Origin of the sequence: Pseudomonas sp. Leaf15 (assembly GCF_001421425.1) — a bacterium.
Lineage (GTDB): Bacteria > Pseudomonadota > Gammaproteobacteria > Pseudomonadales > Pseudomonadaceae > Aquipseudomonas > Aquipseudomonas salomonii.
Genome location: NZ_LMKI01000012.1, coordinates 322862 through 337589, shown reverse-complemented (window position 1 = coordinate 337589; position 14728 = coordinate 322862). Strand labels below are relative to the sequence as shown.

Here is a 14728-nt window from a genome sequence, read left to right as displayed (position 1 = left end):
GTCTTCTCTTATTTACTTCACCTGGGTGGTGGCGAAGTTATTTGTGGTCAGAGGGCTTTGGGTAAAGCCTTCGACGTTTTTGCGCATGGCGGTGAACATTTTCGGGTAAGCCATTGGAATCCACGGTTGGTCTTTTTCGAAGACATCCATGGCTTGTTCGTAGAGTGCGGCCCGTTTCGAGGGTTCCTCGATGGCGCGCGCTTTGTCGATCAAGTCTTGAAACTCCTTGTTACACCAGCGGGCGTAGTTTTCGCCGTTTTTCGCTGCATCGCAACTCAGGTTTGGCGTAAGGAAGTTATCCGGGTCCCCGTTATCCCCTGCCCAACCGGCGGAAACCATGTCGTGCTCGCCGTTTTTGGCGCGCTTGAGCATCTCGCCCCATTCCATCACTTTGATGTTCACCTTCAGGCCGATCTGCGCCAGATCCGCCTGCATGCGCTGGGCGCCGAGCATCGGGTTCGGGTTGGTCGGGCCGCCGCCGTTACGGGTGAACAGGGTGAACTCGGTGCCTTCCGGTACGCCGGCTTCCTTGAGCAGGGCGCGGGCCTTGTCGAGGTCACGGGTTGGGTTTTTCAGCTTGTCGCTGAAACCCAGCAGCGTTGGCGGATACGGACCAGTGGCATCAATGGCATTGCCTTTGCCGTACAGGGATTCGTTGTAGCCTTTTTTGTCGAACGCGATGTTGATCGCGTGGCGTACGCGGGCGTCGCTCATGTACTTGTGGGTGGTGTTCAGCGCAGTGTAGGCGGTGGTCATCGCCGCCAGCTCCGCAACCTTCAGGTTCGGGTCAGCTTTCATGCTCGGCACGTCATCCGGTTTCGGATACAGCGCGATCTGGCACTCGTTGGCCTTGAGCTTCTGCAGGCGCACATTGTTGTCGGTGGTGATCGCCAGGATCAGCGGGTCAGCTGGCGGTTTGCCGCGGAAGTAGTCCGGGTTGGCCTTGAAACGCACCTGGGCGTCTTTGGCGTAACGGGTGAAGATGAACGGGCCGGTGCCGATGGGCTTGGCGTTCAGGTCATCGGTCTTGCCGGACTTGAGCAACTGGTCGGCGTATTCAGCGGAGTGAATCGAGGAAAACGCCATGGCCAGGTCGGCCAAAAACGGTGCTTCAGGACGGGTCAGGGTAAAGACGACGGTGTGATCGTCGGTCTTCTCTACGCTCTTGAGCAGTTCCTTGAAGCCCATGCTTTCAAAGTATGGGTAGCCCACGAGAGACTTGTTGTGCCAAGGGTGATTCGGGTCCAGCTGGCGCTGAAAGCTCCAAAGCACGTCGTCGGCATTCATGTTGCGCGTGGGTTTGAAATAGTCGGTGGTGTGGAACTTTACATCGTCACGCAGGTGGAAGGTGTAGGTCAGGCCATCAGCGCTGATCTCGGGCAGGGCCTTGGCCAGTGCCGGTACAACTTCGGTGGTACCGGGCTTGAAGTCCACCAGGCGGTTGAACATGGTTTCAGCGGCGGCGTCAGCGGTTACGGCAGTGGTGTACAGCACCGGGTCAAACCCTTCAGGGCTGGCTTCGGTGCAGACCACCAGCGGTTTGGCCGAAACGCCGATCGCAACGCTCAACAGCGCAGCGGCAATGGCAGCTTGTAGCGGGAGCATTTTCATTCAGAGCCCTCTGCAATCGATTAAACCAGACAAGCGTAGACGGCGGGCTCGTGATGAGCCCGCCGTCTACCTGGCGCTAATTAAAGAATGTTGAACGGGATGGTGGTGACCAGGCGGAACTCACGGATGTTGCCGTCAGCCTGGTTGGCGCTGGCACGGTGAGTCACGTAGGTACCACGAATGGTGGTGGCCTTGAGTGGGCCGCTTTGCAGGGCGTACGAGGTGCCGATGCCGTATTCCTGGTGCTTCTCGCCATCCTGGGACTGGATGCCGTTGTAAGCGAAGCCGGCACGGCCGCCGTCGCCGGTGTAGTGAGTGCCGTCGATGCCCCAGCCGCGAGCCGAGTAGATGTTGAACTTCAGGCCCGGCACGCCGTATTCGGCCATGTTGAGGCCGTAAGCGACCTGGAACGATTTCTCGTTCGGACCGTTAAAGTCGGACGTCAGGGAGTTGGCCAGGTAGATGCCGTTGGTTTCGTGCAGGTAGTCGAAGTATTCGTTACCGTTCACTTCCTGGTACGAGAAGGTCAGGCTGTGAGCCTGGTGAGTCAGGCCCAGCGACAGCGAGTAGGTGTCGTTGTCGATCTTGCCCATCAACTTTTTGCCTTCGTCGACGGTTTTGTAGTAGTTCAGGCCGGTGGTCAGGGCCAGGGTCTGAGCATCACCCAGTTCGTGGGTGGCGCCGAAGTAGTACTGGTTCCAGAAGTCTTTGACTTGAGCGCCGAAGAAGCTGGTTTTCAGGCTCTTGAACGGCTGGTAGTTCACACCGGCGGTGTAGACGTGATCCGCTTCCTGGCCATTGCCGTATTCACTGCGGAATTTCGACAGGCTCTGTTCGGTACGTGGCGACACGCGGTCGAAGTACGCGCCCTGGAACGACAGGTTGCTGAATTCTTCGCTGTTCAGAGCGAAACCTTCGAAGCTCGATGGCAGTGCACGGTTGCCGATGGTGTCGACGATGCCGCTGCTGAAGTTCTGGCGACCGGCGGTCAAGGTGGTGTTCGACACACGGAACTTCACGTTGGCCAGGCCCAGTTTGCTCCACTGGTCGACTGCATCGCCGTCGGAGTCAGCCAGGGTACGGTTGGAACCACCCTTGATGTCGCGCTTGCTGCGGTCCAGCACGATAGCGTTGTAGGCCGCGACTTCGGTAGCGACGCCCACGGTGCCTTGGGTAAAGCCCGAGCTCAGGTTGAGGATGGTGCCCTGCACCCAGTTGGTACGGTAAGCGTCAGTGCGCGCTTCGCCGTGCTTCTGGTAGGTGAACTTGCCGCCACGGAACTTCTGTTCGTTGGAGAACCAGTTACGGGTGGTACCGCCCAGGCTTGCGCCGTCGACAAAGCCCTTGGCCTCGCTTTGGGCGCTGGTGCCGGCCAGTGTGGTGGGGACGAAGTCCTGGCTCTGGGTTTCCGCAAATGCGGTGGCCGTGATGCTGCTGATGGCCAGGGCCAGAAGCGCTTTGCTGCTCAGTTTCATGGGTGGAGCTCCTTTGGTTCTCTTTTTAATGCCGGTCTTTTTAGGTGAACCGGCTATTGGGTGTGTAACTCGTTCAAGCTAGTGCAAACGTTTGCCGTAGGATAAATCCCAACAAAAGGCTGCACGTTTGCGGGAGAGCCCAGTTGGCTCCCCATCATCCGGTTATTTTCTTATGGGTTGAGACTGACGCCCGAAAACACGTTGCGGCCGAAGGGGCTGACCTTGAAACCTTCGACTTTGGCGCTTAACGGCTGGTTGACCGTCGAGTGGGCGACTGGCGTGATCGGCACTTGCTGTTTAAGCAATTGCTGCGCCTGTTTGTACAGAACAGTCCTTTGTTCGCGGTCGGTCACGACCTTGGCTTGCTTGATCAGCTTGTCGTACGCCGGGTCACACCACATGGAGTAGTTGTTCCCGCCGATGGCGTCGCAGCTGTAGAGGGTGCCCAGCCAGTTGTCCGGGTCACCGTTGTCGCCGGTCCAGCCGATCAGGCTGATATCGTGCTCACCGTTTTTGGTGCGCTTGATGTATTCGCCCCATTCATAGCTGACGATCTTGACCTTGAGCCCGATTTTGGCCCAATCGCTTTGCAGCATCTCGGCCATCAGCTTGGCGTTGGGGTTGTACGGGCGCTGCACCGGCATGGCCCACAGAGTGATCTCGGTGCCTTCTTTAACGCCGGCGGCCTTGAGCAGTTGCTTGGCTTTTTCCGGGTTGTAGGCGGCGTCCTTGATGCTGTCGTCGTAGGACCATTGGGTGGGCGGCATGGCGTTGACCGCCAGTTGGCCCGCGCCCTGGTACACCGCATTGAGGATGCTCTGCTTGTTCACCGCCATGTCCAGCGCCTGGCGCACTTCGAGCTGGTCGAAGGGTTTGTGGCGCACGTTGTAGGCGATGTAACCGAGGTTGAACCCTGGCTTGGTCAACAGTTGCAGGTTTGGATCGGCCTTGAGCGCGTCGACGTCAGCGGGGCGCGGATGCAGGGTGATCTGGCACTCGCCGGCCTTGAGCTTCTGCACGCGCACCGAGGCGTCGGTGTTGATGGCGAAAATCAGTTGGTCCAGCTTGACGCGGCTTGGGTCCCAGTACTGTTTGTTGCCCACATAACGGATCTGCGAGTCTTTCTGGTAGCGCTGGAATACAAACGGCCCAGTGCCGATCGGCTTCTGGTTGATGTCGCTGGGTTTGCCTTCTTTGAGCAACTGTTCGGCGTACTCGGCCGACAGGATCGAGGCAAAGCTCATGGCGATGTTCTGTACAAACGCGGCGTCGACCGTGTTCAGGGTCATCACCACGGTGTAAGGGCCGGTCTTCTCGACCTTGGCGATGTTCTTGTTCAGGCTCATCCCGTTGAAGTACGGAAACTCGGTAGGGTAGGCCTTGCGAAACGGGTGTTCAGGGTCAAGCATGCGGTTGAAGGTGAACAGCACGTCGTCGGCATTGAAGTCGCGCGTCGGCTTGAATTCCTTGTTGCTGTGGAACTTCACCCCTTCACGCAGGTGAAAGGTGTAAGTCAGGCCGTCTTCGGAAATATCCCACTTGGTTGCCAGCCCAGGCACCACGTCAGTCGCACCTTTTTCGAATTCAACCAGGCGGTTGTACAAAGGTTCCGCCGCATCGTTGTCGGTGGCGGTGGTGTACTGCGCGGTGTCGAACCCGGCCGGGCTGCCTTCGGAGCAGAACACCAGGCTCTTCTTTTCGGCGGCTTGGCCCATCGTGGCCACAGCCAGCAGGCTGGTGCCAAAAATTGCGGATAGAACAGTGGTATGGCGCATGACGATCCCGATCCTTGTTTGTTGTTGTCATCAGCGAGCAATCACCCAGGCGTCAGGCCTGGTGGACATCACTGATCCCACACGCAGCAAGTGCCCTTCCTGTATTGAAGCTTCTGCGGTCCTACGACGGTATGGGTCGCGGAGCTTGCAGTAAATGCGCCAAAACGGATTGACCTTGTAGGTAACGGATACACAAGTCGCAGTTCATTGCTGTAGGACGGCAATGTTGCGGTTGTGGTCTGTTTCCTATGGTCTAGGCGGATGCAATAACGGCGACGTTATGAAACGTCGCCGTTACTGAGCCTTACTTGCCGCTTACGCTAACGCCGTAGAAGGAGTTCAAGCCAAACGGGCTGATCTTGAAGTCCTGCACGGTGTTGCGCATGGGTTGATACACCGTCGAGTGCGCGATAGGTGTCATCGGGACTGCATCTTTAAGGATATGTTGCGCCTGCTTGTACAGCTCGGTGCGTTTGGCGACATCCGATGTGGCCTTGGCTTCTTTCACGATGCCGTCGAATTTCTTGTCGCACCATTTGGAGAAGTTGTTACCGGCCAGCGAGTCGCAGCCGAACAGCACGTTCAGCCAGTTGTCCGGGTCACCATTGTCGCCGCTCCAGCCAATGATCATGGCCTGGTTCTCGCCGCCTTTGGAGCGCTTAATGTACTCGCCCCACTCGTAGCTGACGATGTTGACCTTCAGGCCGATCTGTTTCCAGTCGTTCTGCAGCATCTCGGCCATCAGCTTGGCGTTCGGGTTGTACGGACGTTGAACCGGCATGGCCCACAGGGTGATCTCGGTGCCTTCCTTAACGCCGGCTTCCTTGAGCAGTTCCTTGGCCTTGGCCGGATCGAACTTCGCATCCTTGATGGTGGTGTCGTAGGACCACTGGGTCGGCGGCATGGCGTTGACGGCCAGTTGGCCTGCGCCCTGGTACACGGAGTCGATGATCTGCTGCTTGTTCACCGACATGTCCAGCGCTTCACGTACGCGCAGGTCAGACAGTGGGTTGGCGGCGGTCTGGCCCTTGAGTACCGGCATGACGTTGTAAGCGATGTAGCCCAGGTTGAAACCGGCCTGGTGCGGCAGTTTCAGGTCCTTGTCTTCGCCCAGTGCCTTAAGGTCGGCCGGACGTGGGAACAGGGTGATCTGGCATTCGTTTTTCTTGAGCTTCTGGATACGCACCGACGGGTCGGTGGTGATGGCGAAGATCAGGTTGTCGATCTTCACGTCATCCGGCTTCCAGTAGTCCTTGTTGCCGGTGTAACGAATGTTCGAGTCTTTCTGGTAGCTCTTGAACACGAACGGGCCAGTGCCGATTGGCTTCTGGTTGATGTCCGCAGCTTTGCCTTCCTTCAACAGCTGAGCAGCGTATTCGGCTGACTGGATGGAAGCGAAGCTCATCGCCAGGTTCTGGATGAAAGCGGCGTCCACGGTGCCAAGGGTGAACTTGACGGTGTGGTCATCGACTTTCTCGATGTTCTTGATGTTGGTGTCCATCCCCATGTCCGTGAAGTACGGGAACTCGGTGGGGTAGGCTTTGCGGAACGGGTCGTCCTTGTTGATCATGCGGTTGAACGTGAACAGCACGTCATCGGCATTGAAGGTACGGGTCGGCTTGAAGTACGAGGTGGTGTGGAACTTCACGCCATCACGCAAGTGGAAGGTGTACGTCAGGCCATCCGGGGAAACGTCCCAGCTGGTGGCCAGCCCAGGAATCACAGCGGTGCCGCCGCGTTCGAACTGGGTCAGACGGTTGAACATGGTTTCGGCCGAGGCATCGAAGTCTGTTCCGGTGGTGTACTGGCCTGGGTCGAAACCGGCCGGGCTCCCTTCGGAGCAGAACACCAGGTTAGTCGCCGCTTGGGCGAATGGAGCTGCGGCCATAAGGCCAGCACTCACTAAAAGCGGAAGGACTGCGTGTTTAAGCATGTTGGCCTCATGATTTGTTGTCATTTTTGGTGGTGAGGGCGACCTCGTGAGTCGGCCTGCGGATACTTATGCAGGGGCCATACCCATTGCAAGATGCTGAACCGTTGCGAGAGGCAAACTGTGGTACGAACGTACAGGAATGTCGCATTTATGAAAGTTTGTACATAAATGCATATATATAGAGGGTTTTTTCGGTGCATTGAGCGCACCAAAAAAGCCCAACCGAGGCGTCTGGCGCACTCGGTTGGGGCGCCCTTGTTACTTATCTAGACTGACACCGTAGAACGGCGTCAGCCCAAACGGGCTGATCTTGAAGTCTTGCACTTCTTTACGCAGTGGCTGGAAAACCGTCGAGTTCGCAATAGGCGTTATAGGTACTTGTTCCTTAAGGATTTTTTGCGCCTGTTGATACCACTTGATGCGTTGCTCGCGATCGTTGCTGACCTTGGCCTGCTGCACCAGTTTGTCGTAGGCCGGGTTACACCATTTGGCGTAGTTGCTGCCCTTTACGGCGGCACAACTGTAGAGCACGCCGAGCCAGTTATCCGGGTCGCCGTTGTCGCCAGTCCAGCCGTAAATCATCGCGTCATGCTCGCCATTTTTGGCGCGCTTGATGTATTCGCCCCATTCGTAGCTGATGATGTTGGCTTTGATACCCACCTTTGCCCAGTCTTGCTGGATCATTTGTGCCGACATGCGCGCGTTGGGGTTGGAGGCACGCTGTACTGTCATCGCCCACAAGTTGATGGTGGTACCTGGTGCAACCCCTGCTTCTTTTAGTAGCGCCCGAGCCTTGGCCGGATCGTGAGGTGCATCCTTGATCGTCGGGTCATAAGACCACTGCGCCGGTGGCAGCGCGTTCTGCGCCAATTGTCCGGCGCTTTGGTAAACGGCTTTGATGATCGCGGGCTTGTCGATGGCCATATCCAGCGCCTGGCGCACTTTGAGCTGGTCCAGCGGCGGATGCGTCACGTTGTAGGCCAGAAACCCCAGGTTGAAACCGGCCTGTTGCAGCACGCGCAGGTTCGGGTCCTGCTTCATTACTTCAATGTCCGATGGGCGTGGGTAACCGCTGACCTGGCATTCACCGGCCTTGAGTTTTTGCAGGCGCGCAGCGGCATCCGGGGTAATGGCGAATACCAGGTTGTCGAGTTTCACATCCTCGGGCTTCCAATACTGTTTATTGGCCACGAAACGAATCTGCGAGTCTTTCTGGTAGCGCTTGAACACAAACGGCCCGGTGCCTACCGGTTTCTGGTTGATTTCCTCGGCTTTGCCTTCTTTGAGCAGTTGAGCGGCGTATTCGGCTGATTGCACCGAGGCGAAGCTCATGGCCAGGTTCTGTACGAACGAGGCATCGACGTTGTTGAGGTTGAACTGCACGGTGTGGTCGTCGAGTTTTTCGACGTTTTTGATCGTGGTGTTCAAGCCCATGTCGGTGAAGTACGGCGATTCTGATGGATAAGCCTTGCGAAACGGGCTGTCGGCATCCAGCAGGCGATTGAAGGTAAACAGCACATCATCCGCATTGAAGTCGCGGGTCGGGGTGAAGTAGTCAGTGGTGTGGAACTTGACCCCGTCGCGCAGGTGGAAAGTGTAGGTCAGGCCGTCTTTGGAGACATCCCAGCGTGTTGCCAGGCCAGGTTCCACCTCGGTGCCGCCACGCTTGAACTGGGTCAGGCGGTTGAATACGGTTTCGGCGGAGGCATCAAAGTCGGTGCCACTGGTGTACTGGCTGGGGTCGAAACCGGCGGGGCTGGCTTCGGAGCAGTAGACCAGGGTGCTGGCGGCGTGAGCCATGGGCATACAGGCCAGGAGGCTGGCGGCGAGTAGCAGTGGTTTAAACGCGATTCTTTCCATGGAGTCCCCTGAAGTGGCTGGCAGCCAAAAATTGCCCAAACGAAAACGGCGGTCACCGAGGTTACCGCCGTTCAGTAAGGGCAGATAGAGGGGAGTACTGATCAGTCCAGTACAGCCGTGATCTCTATACGGGTAGGCGCTGAGGGGTTGATGACATAACCGTCGCTGTCAATTTCATTGCTGGTGTCTATAGTGATTGTTCTTGACGCTTTTACATTTACATCAGTCAGTGTTTCAAGTTCGCCATTACTTTCGTCTAGTCGGGTAAGTATAAAGTCAGATTTCCCTGTGACGGTGGCCGTTTTTCCTTCTCCCGCATACTCGATAATGTAGTGGGGGTCTCGACCGCTACCAAATACTGTGCCGTTGAAACGAGAGGTTCGAAACTCATCGGGGGCAGCGCCGAGCAACCATTGATGGGCAACTTCAGAAATTCGGGCTCTTAACGCGGCATCTGGTATAGCGATCTCAAACTTTTCAATGTTTTCTTGTATGACGCTGTTGAGTTCGGCAGTTGACAACGTGGCGCCTTTTTGCTGTTGAAGCAACCGGACCTGTTCGGGGATGTTGATTTCCAGTGTGATGCCCTCTGGCGTGTTCACTGTGAACCGGCTGCGGTTTATATCTTTAATAAATTGCTCACTGTATTCACTCGTCCCGAACGTTGATTTTCCAGCTGTCGGGTGTGGTGTGGCGTGGGCTGGGTTCTCGTCAACTGTCCAGGAAACCTGCGGTACGGTCTCACCGTTATCGTTAATAGCAACACCATAGGTATAGGCGTGCTCCTCACCATTGAGGTATTGATCCAGCGTCGTAGAGCCTCGCATTTTTGTCCCGTCTAATTCCAGAAACTGATCCGACATCAACGGGGTCTTGGGTTCGATACTTGGGGTGGGTGATTCGGGGCGTTGCCATGGCCACCTTCCGCCACCCGTTTCCCCGGCTTTCTTCCACGCGCCTGTCTCATCAGGGTTGGCAACAATTCCACTGCTCACCAATTTTGTTGGGTCGCTCGGATCTTTTACGCGCAACAAGTAAGCCGTGCCGTCCCACGCATCGGGTTTATCCGCGACGAAATACGTTTTGCCCCTGAACTCTATTTCCTGCATCCCCGGAAAGGATGAGGCGGTCTTCGTCGGCGGGGTTACAACTGTGCTCGCAGGTTTGGTGGCGTTTGTGTCAGCCTTGTTCGAAGTTTCTGGCGCTCGCACGAACTCAAAATCGCGCGTCTGCTCATTGTATTTCCAGCTGTACGGCCGCGGCGTCGAGGCGCGGGTAGCGATTGCAGGCTCACCCAGCCCCGCCTCTGCCACAGAGGGTGCAATTTCGTGCGCAAGTTGCAGGCCCGATATGACTGCAGCGGCCGTGCCGCCCACACGATCGTCGGCGGTCATGCCATAAATGGAGTCATGGACACCGAAGTAAATATTGCCCGCGTTGCCAAGGATGGGCACGTAGCCGAACGTGCGCCCCCACAATTCTTTGGCTTCCTTCCATGTTTGCTGCGAGGCGCCAAATACCTCGGTTTGATCGGCCCACTTTGCGTTGTTGGCGTTGAGCTCTTGGTAATCTGCAGCAATGCCGGATTTCAGATCTCCGAACTTTAAATGGTAACTTTGTGTTCGGGATTGGGTGTAATTAAATGTCTCCTTTACGGGGACCTGTTTATAACTGAGGAAGTTATGACGTCCTGGGTAATGAGCATGATTACCCTCAATAATGTTTTCGAGTACATTGCCTGCGGCTGGCCAATGAGCATCTTTTCCGCCTTGCTTGTCCTGGGCGTTAAAGCTGGCCCGCAATGCCTCACGATTATTACCGGCCCAGCGGGCAAAATCATCATCCCCGTCTATTTCATTGACCGTACCATTCTTCAAGTCAATCATCAGGCCTTGATTGGGGCGGGTATCATAGTTGCCGTGATAATTGACGTAAGGGATGAACGCGTACCCGGCCATTGGATAGCCGTATATGTTTGGGATGAGCACGTTGCCTTTCTTGTCCAGCGTGCGGTCAACAGCTATTTGACCTTCAGGCGTTAGCGTTTTATAGATATCTTTATCATTGCGCAGGCCTTGCAAGATGCCCTTCACAACATAGGCATCGGCTTTCCCCGAGCGCTTTGCCAATGCGCCTGACTCGTCGTGCATGGGCTTGGCTATGTCATCTTTCCAGTGATCTTGAAGCTTCGCACCCAGCGCTTCCAGATCGTTGATCTTGCTGCGGTCCTGGGGCTGGATTTCCATGGTTTGGAAGTTGAGCAGGCCGCCTTCCGCTGGTCTATCGTGCTTCAGGGCACCCGCGGCAATTTCCCAGGCAAAATAGGTGCGTGTCTCGGTGTTGGTCTTGACTTCCGGTTTCCATTTCCCCACGTAAGCGTTGAATGTCACGGTGATTTTTTCATGTGGGTCTAACCCGGCGGCCAATAACCCACCGCTGAAGTAGCCGGCAGGCTCCAGAAACTGGCGAGTCTTCTGGAACCTGATATTGCTTTCGCCTTCCTCGCCGCTTTCTATGTGCTTGATTTGCGTTACGACGCGACCGGCATAAGCGTCGATCCGCTGTAGGCGCTCCTGTAGCGTGTAACTTGCTGTGGGTGGGGAAACGCCGAGCGCCCCATAAATGACGCCCTTGGCGAAATCCAGTTCATGGTTGGGGGTTGGAGCCGAGTTCGGTTTTTGTACCAGGCCTGAGGCTTTATCTTCTGAACGGGTCGGCATGCCCGACGGTGTATTTTCTACTGTTGGCGCAGTGTCAGTGGCTCGAGTCGGGCGGCTGTGTTGAGCGGGCGTTGTAATAGGCGGCGGTAGCAGAGGCGAGAGTGTATTCATTATCGGGTCGCTTTATTGATCAGTGATTAACGATGTTTTCTGGGCGCGAAACAGTACGGCTGGCAGTGCGTGCACCGCGCCAGTACGCCATGTCATGATTTTTACGAGGGCCTGATCAGTGTTCTCTTGACACTGATTAAGTCACGTTTGCGAGTGTGTGATTTACATAAGCCAAAGGATAAAATTAATTTTGTTGGTCTATCTTTTGTACAGAACTTACTTGCTAAGCTTTTGAAATGTCCGCATGGCGTTACTTATCACTGCGTGGCTAAAAGCGTGCGCAAGGTTCCACGTTATACGTGTGCTCTGTCCGAAAAAAGCGCTCATAAGGAGCGGCCTACAGCCACGGGGAAAAACTTACCGCTCGTGGTATTGGAAACCAAGGTATAAAAAAACGGCGCAAGCCCTCAGGGCTGCGCCGTTTGTTTGGAATCGAGAAGCTTACTGCAGGACTTCAATCACGCCATCAGCACTCATGTTCACCTGGCTGGTGCCGGCTTCAACTTCCGGTGTCGGTGCCGAATCGGCCATGGCCGCTTTCATCATCATGCCGCCACGCGCGTAAGGCATAGGGTAGCCATTGGTGTTGAAGTTCAGATTGACGATCTTGTAACCCTTGCCGCCCAGTGCATCGGTAGCCAGTTGAGCGCGCGCTTTGAATGCGGCCACTGCCTCTTTGAGCAACGCATCTTCGCTGGCCTTGCGCGTGGCATCGGCGATGGCGAAGTCCATGTTTTCCATTTTCAGGGTGTTGAGCAGCTCGCCGGTGAGCTTGGACAATGCCGGGAAGTCGGCGCTTTCCAGGCGCAGTTCGGCGCGCTCACGCCAGCCGGTGATCTTCTGGTTCTTGCTGTCGTAGATCGGGTAGCTGTTGCGGCTGCCTTGGCGCAGGGTCACCGCTTTGACTTCGCGCGCCTCGCCCAGGGCCTTGTTCATGGTGTTGGTGATTTCGGCCGCGAGCTTGGCCGGGTCGGCGTTTTGCGACTCGGTGTAAAGGGTGACGATCATCTTGTCGCGGGCAACCTCCTGGCTGACCTCGGCGCGCAGGGAAATCTGGTTGTAGTTCAGCCCTTCGGCTGCCAGCACAGGCAGGCTGGCCAGGGTGGCGACGCCGAGGGTGATAACAGCTGCACTGCGAGTGAAACGAGACATGGAAGCTCCTTGAGGTAGTCGTGTTGGTTAAGACTGTAGACGGTGGCATCGGGTTCTTCGGGTTTACACATTCGCTACAAGTGGTGGGGGTGCCGACGAACGGTCATTTGCCCGGCCTGCGTCAAAGAGCCACACGCGCCGTGCCAGCGGGTCTGCTTCGTTTATACTCGTGCCGATCCGCCTGCAGCGCTCACCGGGAGAGCTCATGCTCGCCGCCGTAAAACTGACTTCCGCCACACGCCAGAACCTCTGGCGCCTGACGTTCATCCGTACCCTGGTACTGGCCGCACAGGCCGGCTCCGTCGGGCTTGCCTATTGGTTCGACCTGCTGCCGCTGCCGTGGCTGCAACTGGGTGTGACCCTGGCGTTTTCCACGGTGCTGTGCGCGTTCACCGCCATCCGTTTGCGCACTACGTGGCCGGTGACCGAGTTGGAATATGCGCTCCAGTTGGCCTGCGACCTGTTTATCCACAGTGTGTTGCTTTATTTCTCCGGTGGTTCCACCAACCCATTCGTTTCTTATTACCTGGTGCCACTGACCATCGCCGCCGTGACCTTGCCATGGCGCTACTCGGTGGTGCTGTCGGGTATTGCGCTGACGCTCTATACCTTGCTGCTGGCGCAGTTCTATCCGCTGCAAACCTTTCCCATCGCCCGCGAAAACCTGCAGATCTACGGGATGTGGCTGAGCTTCGCGCTGTCTGCTGCAGTGATCACATTTTTCGCTGCACGCATGGCCGAGGAACTGCGCCGTCAGGAAGAACTGCGCGCTATTCGCCGCGAAGAAGGCCTGCGCGACCAGCAATTGCTGGCCGTCGCCACTCAAGCCGCCGGCGCCGCCCACGAATTGGGCACACCACTGGCGACCATGAGCGTGCTGCTTAACGAAATGACCCAGGACCATCACGACCCGGTGCTGCAAGAAGACCTCGGTGTGTTGCGCGAACAGGTCAAGCAGTGCAAGCAGACCTTGCAGCAACTGGTGCGCGCCGCCGAAGCCAATCGCCGCCTGGCGGTTGAGATGCAGGACGTGACCCAGTGGCTCGACGAAGCCCTGAACCGCTGGCACCTGATGCGTCCCGAAGCCAGTTACCGTTTTCATCTATTAGGGCAGGGCAGTGTGCCGCGCATGGCGCCGCCGCCGGACCTGACCCAGGCCTTGCTTAACCTGCTGAACAACGCCGCCGACGCTTGCCCCGAAGGCCTGGGCGTACAGTTGGACTGGGACGCGGAAAACGTCACCATCAGTATTCGTGACCACGGCGCGGGCGTGCCGCTGGCCATTGCCGAACAGATCGGCAAACCGTTCTTTACCACCAAGGGCAAAGGCTTCGGCCTCGGCCTGTTTTTGAGCAAGGCCAGCGTGACCCGCGCGGGCGGCTCAGTGAAGCTCTATAGTCATGAGGAAGGTGGCACGCTCACCGAGCTGCGCCTGCCCCGTGTCGCACGAGGAGATATCGATGAGTGACGAGATCCAAGTCGAAGGCGAAGAACTGCCGCACCTGTTGCTGGTAGATGACGACGCCACCTTTACCCGCGTGATGGCGCGCGCCATGAGCCGTCGTGGCTTTCGCGTGAGCACGGCAGGTTCGGCTGAAGAAGGCCTGACCATCGCCCAGGCCGACCTGCCGGACTACGCCGCGCTCGACCTGAAAATGGACGGTGACTCCGGCCTGGTGCTGCTGCCCAAGCTGCTGGAGCTGGACCCGGAAATGCGCGTGGTAATCCTCACCGGTTACTCCAGCATCGCCACCGCCGTCGAGGCCATCAAGCGCGGCGCCTGCAACTACCTGTGCAAGCCGGCGGATGCCGACGACGTGCTGGCCGCCTTGCTTTCCGAGCACGCCGACCTCGACACCCTGGTGCCGGAAAACCCGATGTCGGTGGACCGCCTGCAGTGGGAACACATCCAGCGCGTGCTGACCGAACACGAAGGCAATATCTCCGCTACCGCCCGCGCGTTGGGCATGCACCGACGTACGCTGCAACGCAAGTTGCAGAAACGCCCGGTACGGCGCTGAACAAAGTCTGAACAATCCGCTTCAGGCTGCACAGCGCGCTGAACCGATCGTCTATGATCGGTTCAAACGC

General features: G+C 57.1%; 9 protein-coding genes. 2 read left to right on the top strand and 7 right to left on the bottom strand.

Annotation, left to right across the window (positions count from 1 at the left end; all coding sequences use genetic code 11):
- Positions 1 to 12: 12 nt before the first annotated feature.
- The 7 genes from ASE80_RS11870 to ASE80_RS11840 form a co-directional block, all read right to left on the bottom strand.
- Positions 13 to 1611, bottom strand: a complete 1599-nt coding sequence (locus ASE80_RS11870; RefSeq protein WP_056859060.1) for an ABC transporter substrate-binding protein — start codon at positions 1609 to 1611, stop codon at positions 13 to 15.
- An 80-nt stretch (positions 1612 to 1691) separates the two neighbouring features.
- On the bottom strand, positions 1692 to 3086 hold the full coding sequence (locus ASE80_RS11865; protein WP_056859059.1) for an OprD family porin: 1395 nt from the start codon (positions 3084 to 3086) through the stop codon (positions 1692 to 1694).
- A 170-nt stretch (positions 3087 to 3256) separates the two neighbouring features.
- Positions 3257 to 4801, bottom strand: coding sequence for an ABC transporter substrate-binding protein (locus ASE80_RS11860; RefSeq protein WP_371920493.1), 1545 nt, complete (start codon positions 4799 to 4801; stop codon positions 3257 to 3259).
- A 364-nt stretch (positions 4802 to 5165) separates the two neighbouring features.
- Positions 5166 to 6794 (bottom strand): ABC transporter substrate-binding protein, encoded by a 1629-nt coding sequence (locus tag ASE80_RS11855; protein WP_056859057.1) that lies wholly within the window; start codon positions 6792 to 6794, stop codon positions 5166 to 5168.
- Between the two features lie 258 nt (positions 6795 to 7052).
- Positions 7053 to 8654 carry an ABC transporter substrate-binding protein gene (locus ASE80_RS11850; protein WP_056859056.1) on the bottom strand — a complete coding sequence of 534 codons (1602 nt, stop codon included), beginning with the start codon at positions 8652 to 8654 and terminating at the stop codon, positions 7053 to 7055.
- 101 nt (positions 8655 to 8755) lie between these two features.
- Positions 8756 to 11485: a hypothetical protein gene (locus tag ASE80_RS11845; RefSeq protein ID WP_236708824.1), complete on the bottom strand. Its 2730-nt coding sequence runs from the start codon at positions 11483 to 11485 to the stop codon at positions 8756 to 8758.
- A gap of 441 nt (positions 11486 to 11926) precedes the next feature.
- Positions 11927 to 12637: an SIMPL domain-containing protein gene (locus ASE80_RS11840; RefSeq protein ID WP_056859055.1), complete on the bottom strand. Its 711-nt coding sequence runs from the start codon at positions 12635 to 12637 to the stop codon at positions 11927 to 11929.
- Positions 12638 to 12842: 205 nt separating this feature from the next.
- Here ASE80_RS11840 and ASE80_RS11835 point away from each other — a divergent pair, with 205 nt between their 5' ends.
- Both ASE80_RS11835 and ASE80_RS11830 read left to right on the top strand, forming a co-directional pair.
- Positions 12843 to 14105, top strand: a complete 1263-nt coding sequence (locus ASE80_RS11835) for an ATP-binding protein (protein ID WP_017138277.1) — start codon at positions 12843 to 12845, stop codon at positions 14103 to 14105.
- Positions 14098 to 14658, top strand: coding sequence for a response regulator transcription factor (locus ASE80_RS11830; protein ID WP_003171731.1), 561 nt, complete (start codon positions 14098 to 14100; stop codon positions 14656 to 14658). The genes ASE80_RS11835 and ASE80_RS11830 overlap by 8 nt, the downstream gene beginning before the upstream one ends.
- Positions 14659 to 14728 lie beyond the last annotated feature (70 nt).

What these genes read in the sequence shown, in the direction of transcription:
- ASE80_RS11870 (WP_056859060.1), bottom strand. Translation starts at nt 1,611, where the DNA reads ATGAAAATGCTCCCGCTACAAGCTGCCATTGCCGCTGCGCTGTTGAGC.
- ASE80_RS11865 (WP_056859059.1), bottom strand. Translation starts at nt 3,086, where the DNA reads ATGAAACTGAGCAGCAAAGCGCTTCTGGCCCTGGCCATCAGCAGCATC.
- ASE80_RS11860 (WP_371920493.1), bottom strand. Translation starts at nt 4,801, where the DNA reads ATGGGCCAAGCCGCCGAAAAGAAGAGCCTGGTGTTCTGCTCCGAAGGC.
- ASE80_RS11855 (WP_056859057.1), bottom strand. Translation starts at nt 6,794, where the DNA reads ATGCTTAAACACGCAGTCCTTCCGCTTTTAGTGAGTGCTGGCCTTATG.
- ASE80_RS11850 (WP_056859056.1), bottom strand. Translation starts at nt 8,654, where the DNA reads ATGGAAAGAATCGCGTTTAAACCACTGCTACTCGCCGCCAGCCTCCTG.
- ASE80_RS11845 (WP_236708824.1), bottom strand. Translation starts at nt 11,485, where the DNA reads ATGAATACACTCTCGCCTCTGCTACCGCCGCCTATTACAACGCCCGCT.
- ASE80_RS11840 (WP_056859055.1), bottom strand. Translation starts at nt 12,637, where the DNA reads ATGTCTCGTTTCACTCGCAGTGCAGCTGTTATCACCCTCGGCGTCGCC.
- ASE80_RS11835 (WP_017138277.1), top strand. Translation starts at nt 12,843, where the DNA reads ATGCTCGCCGCCGTAAAACTGACTTCCGCCACACGCCAGAACCTCTGG.
- ASE80_RS11830 (WP_003171731.1), top strand. Translation starts at nt 14,098, where the DNA reads ATGAGTGACGAGATCCAAGTCGAAGGCGAAGAACTGCCGCACCTGTTG.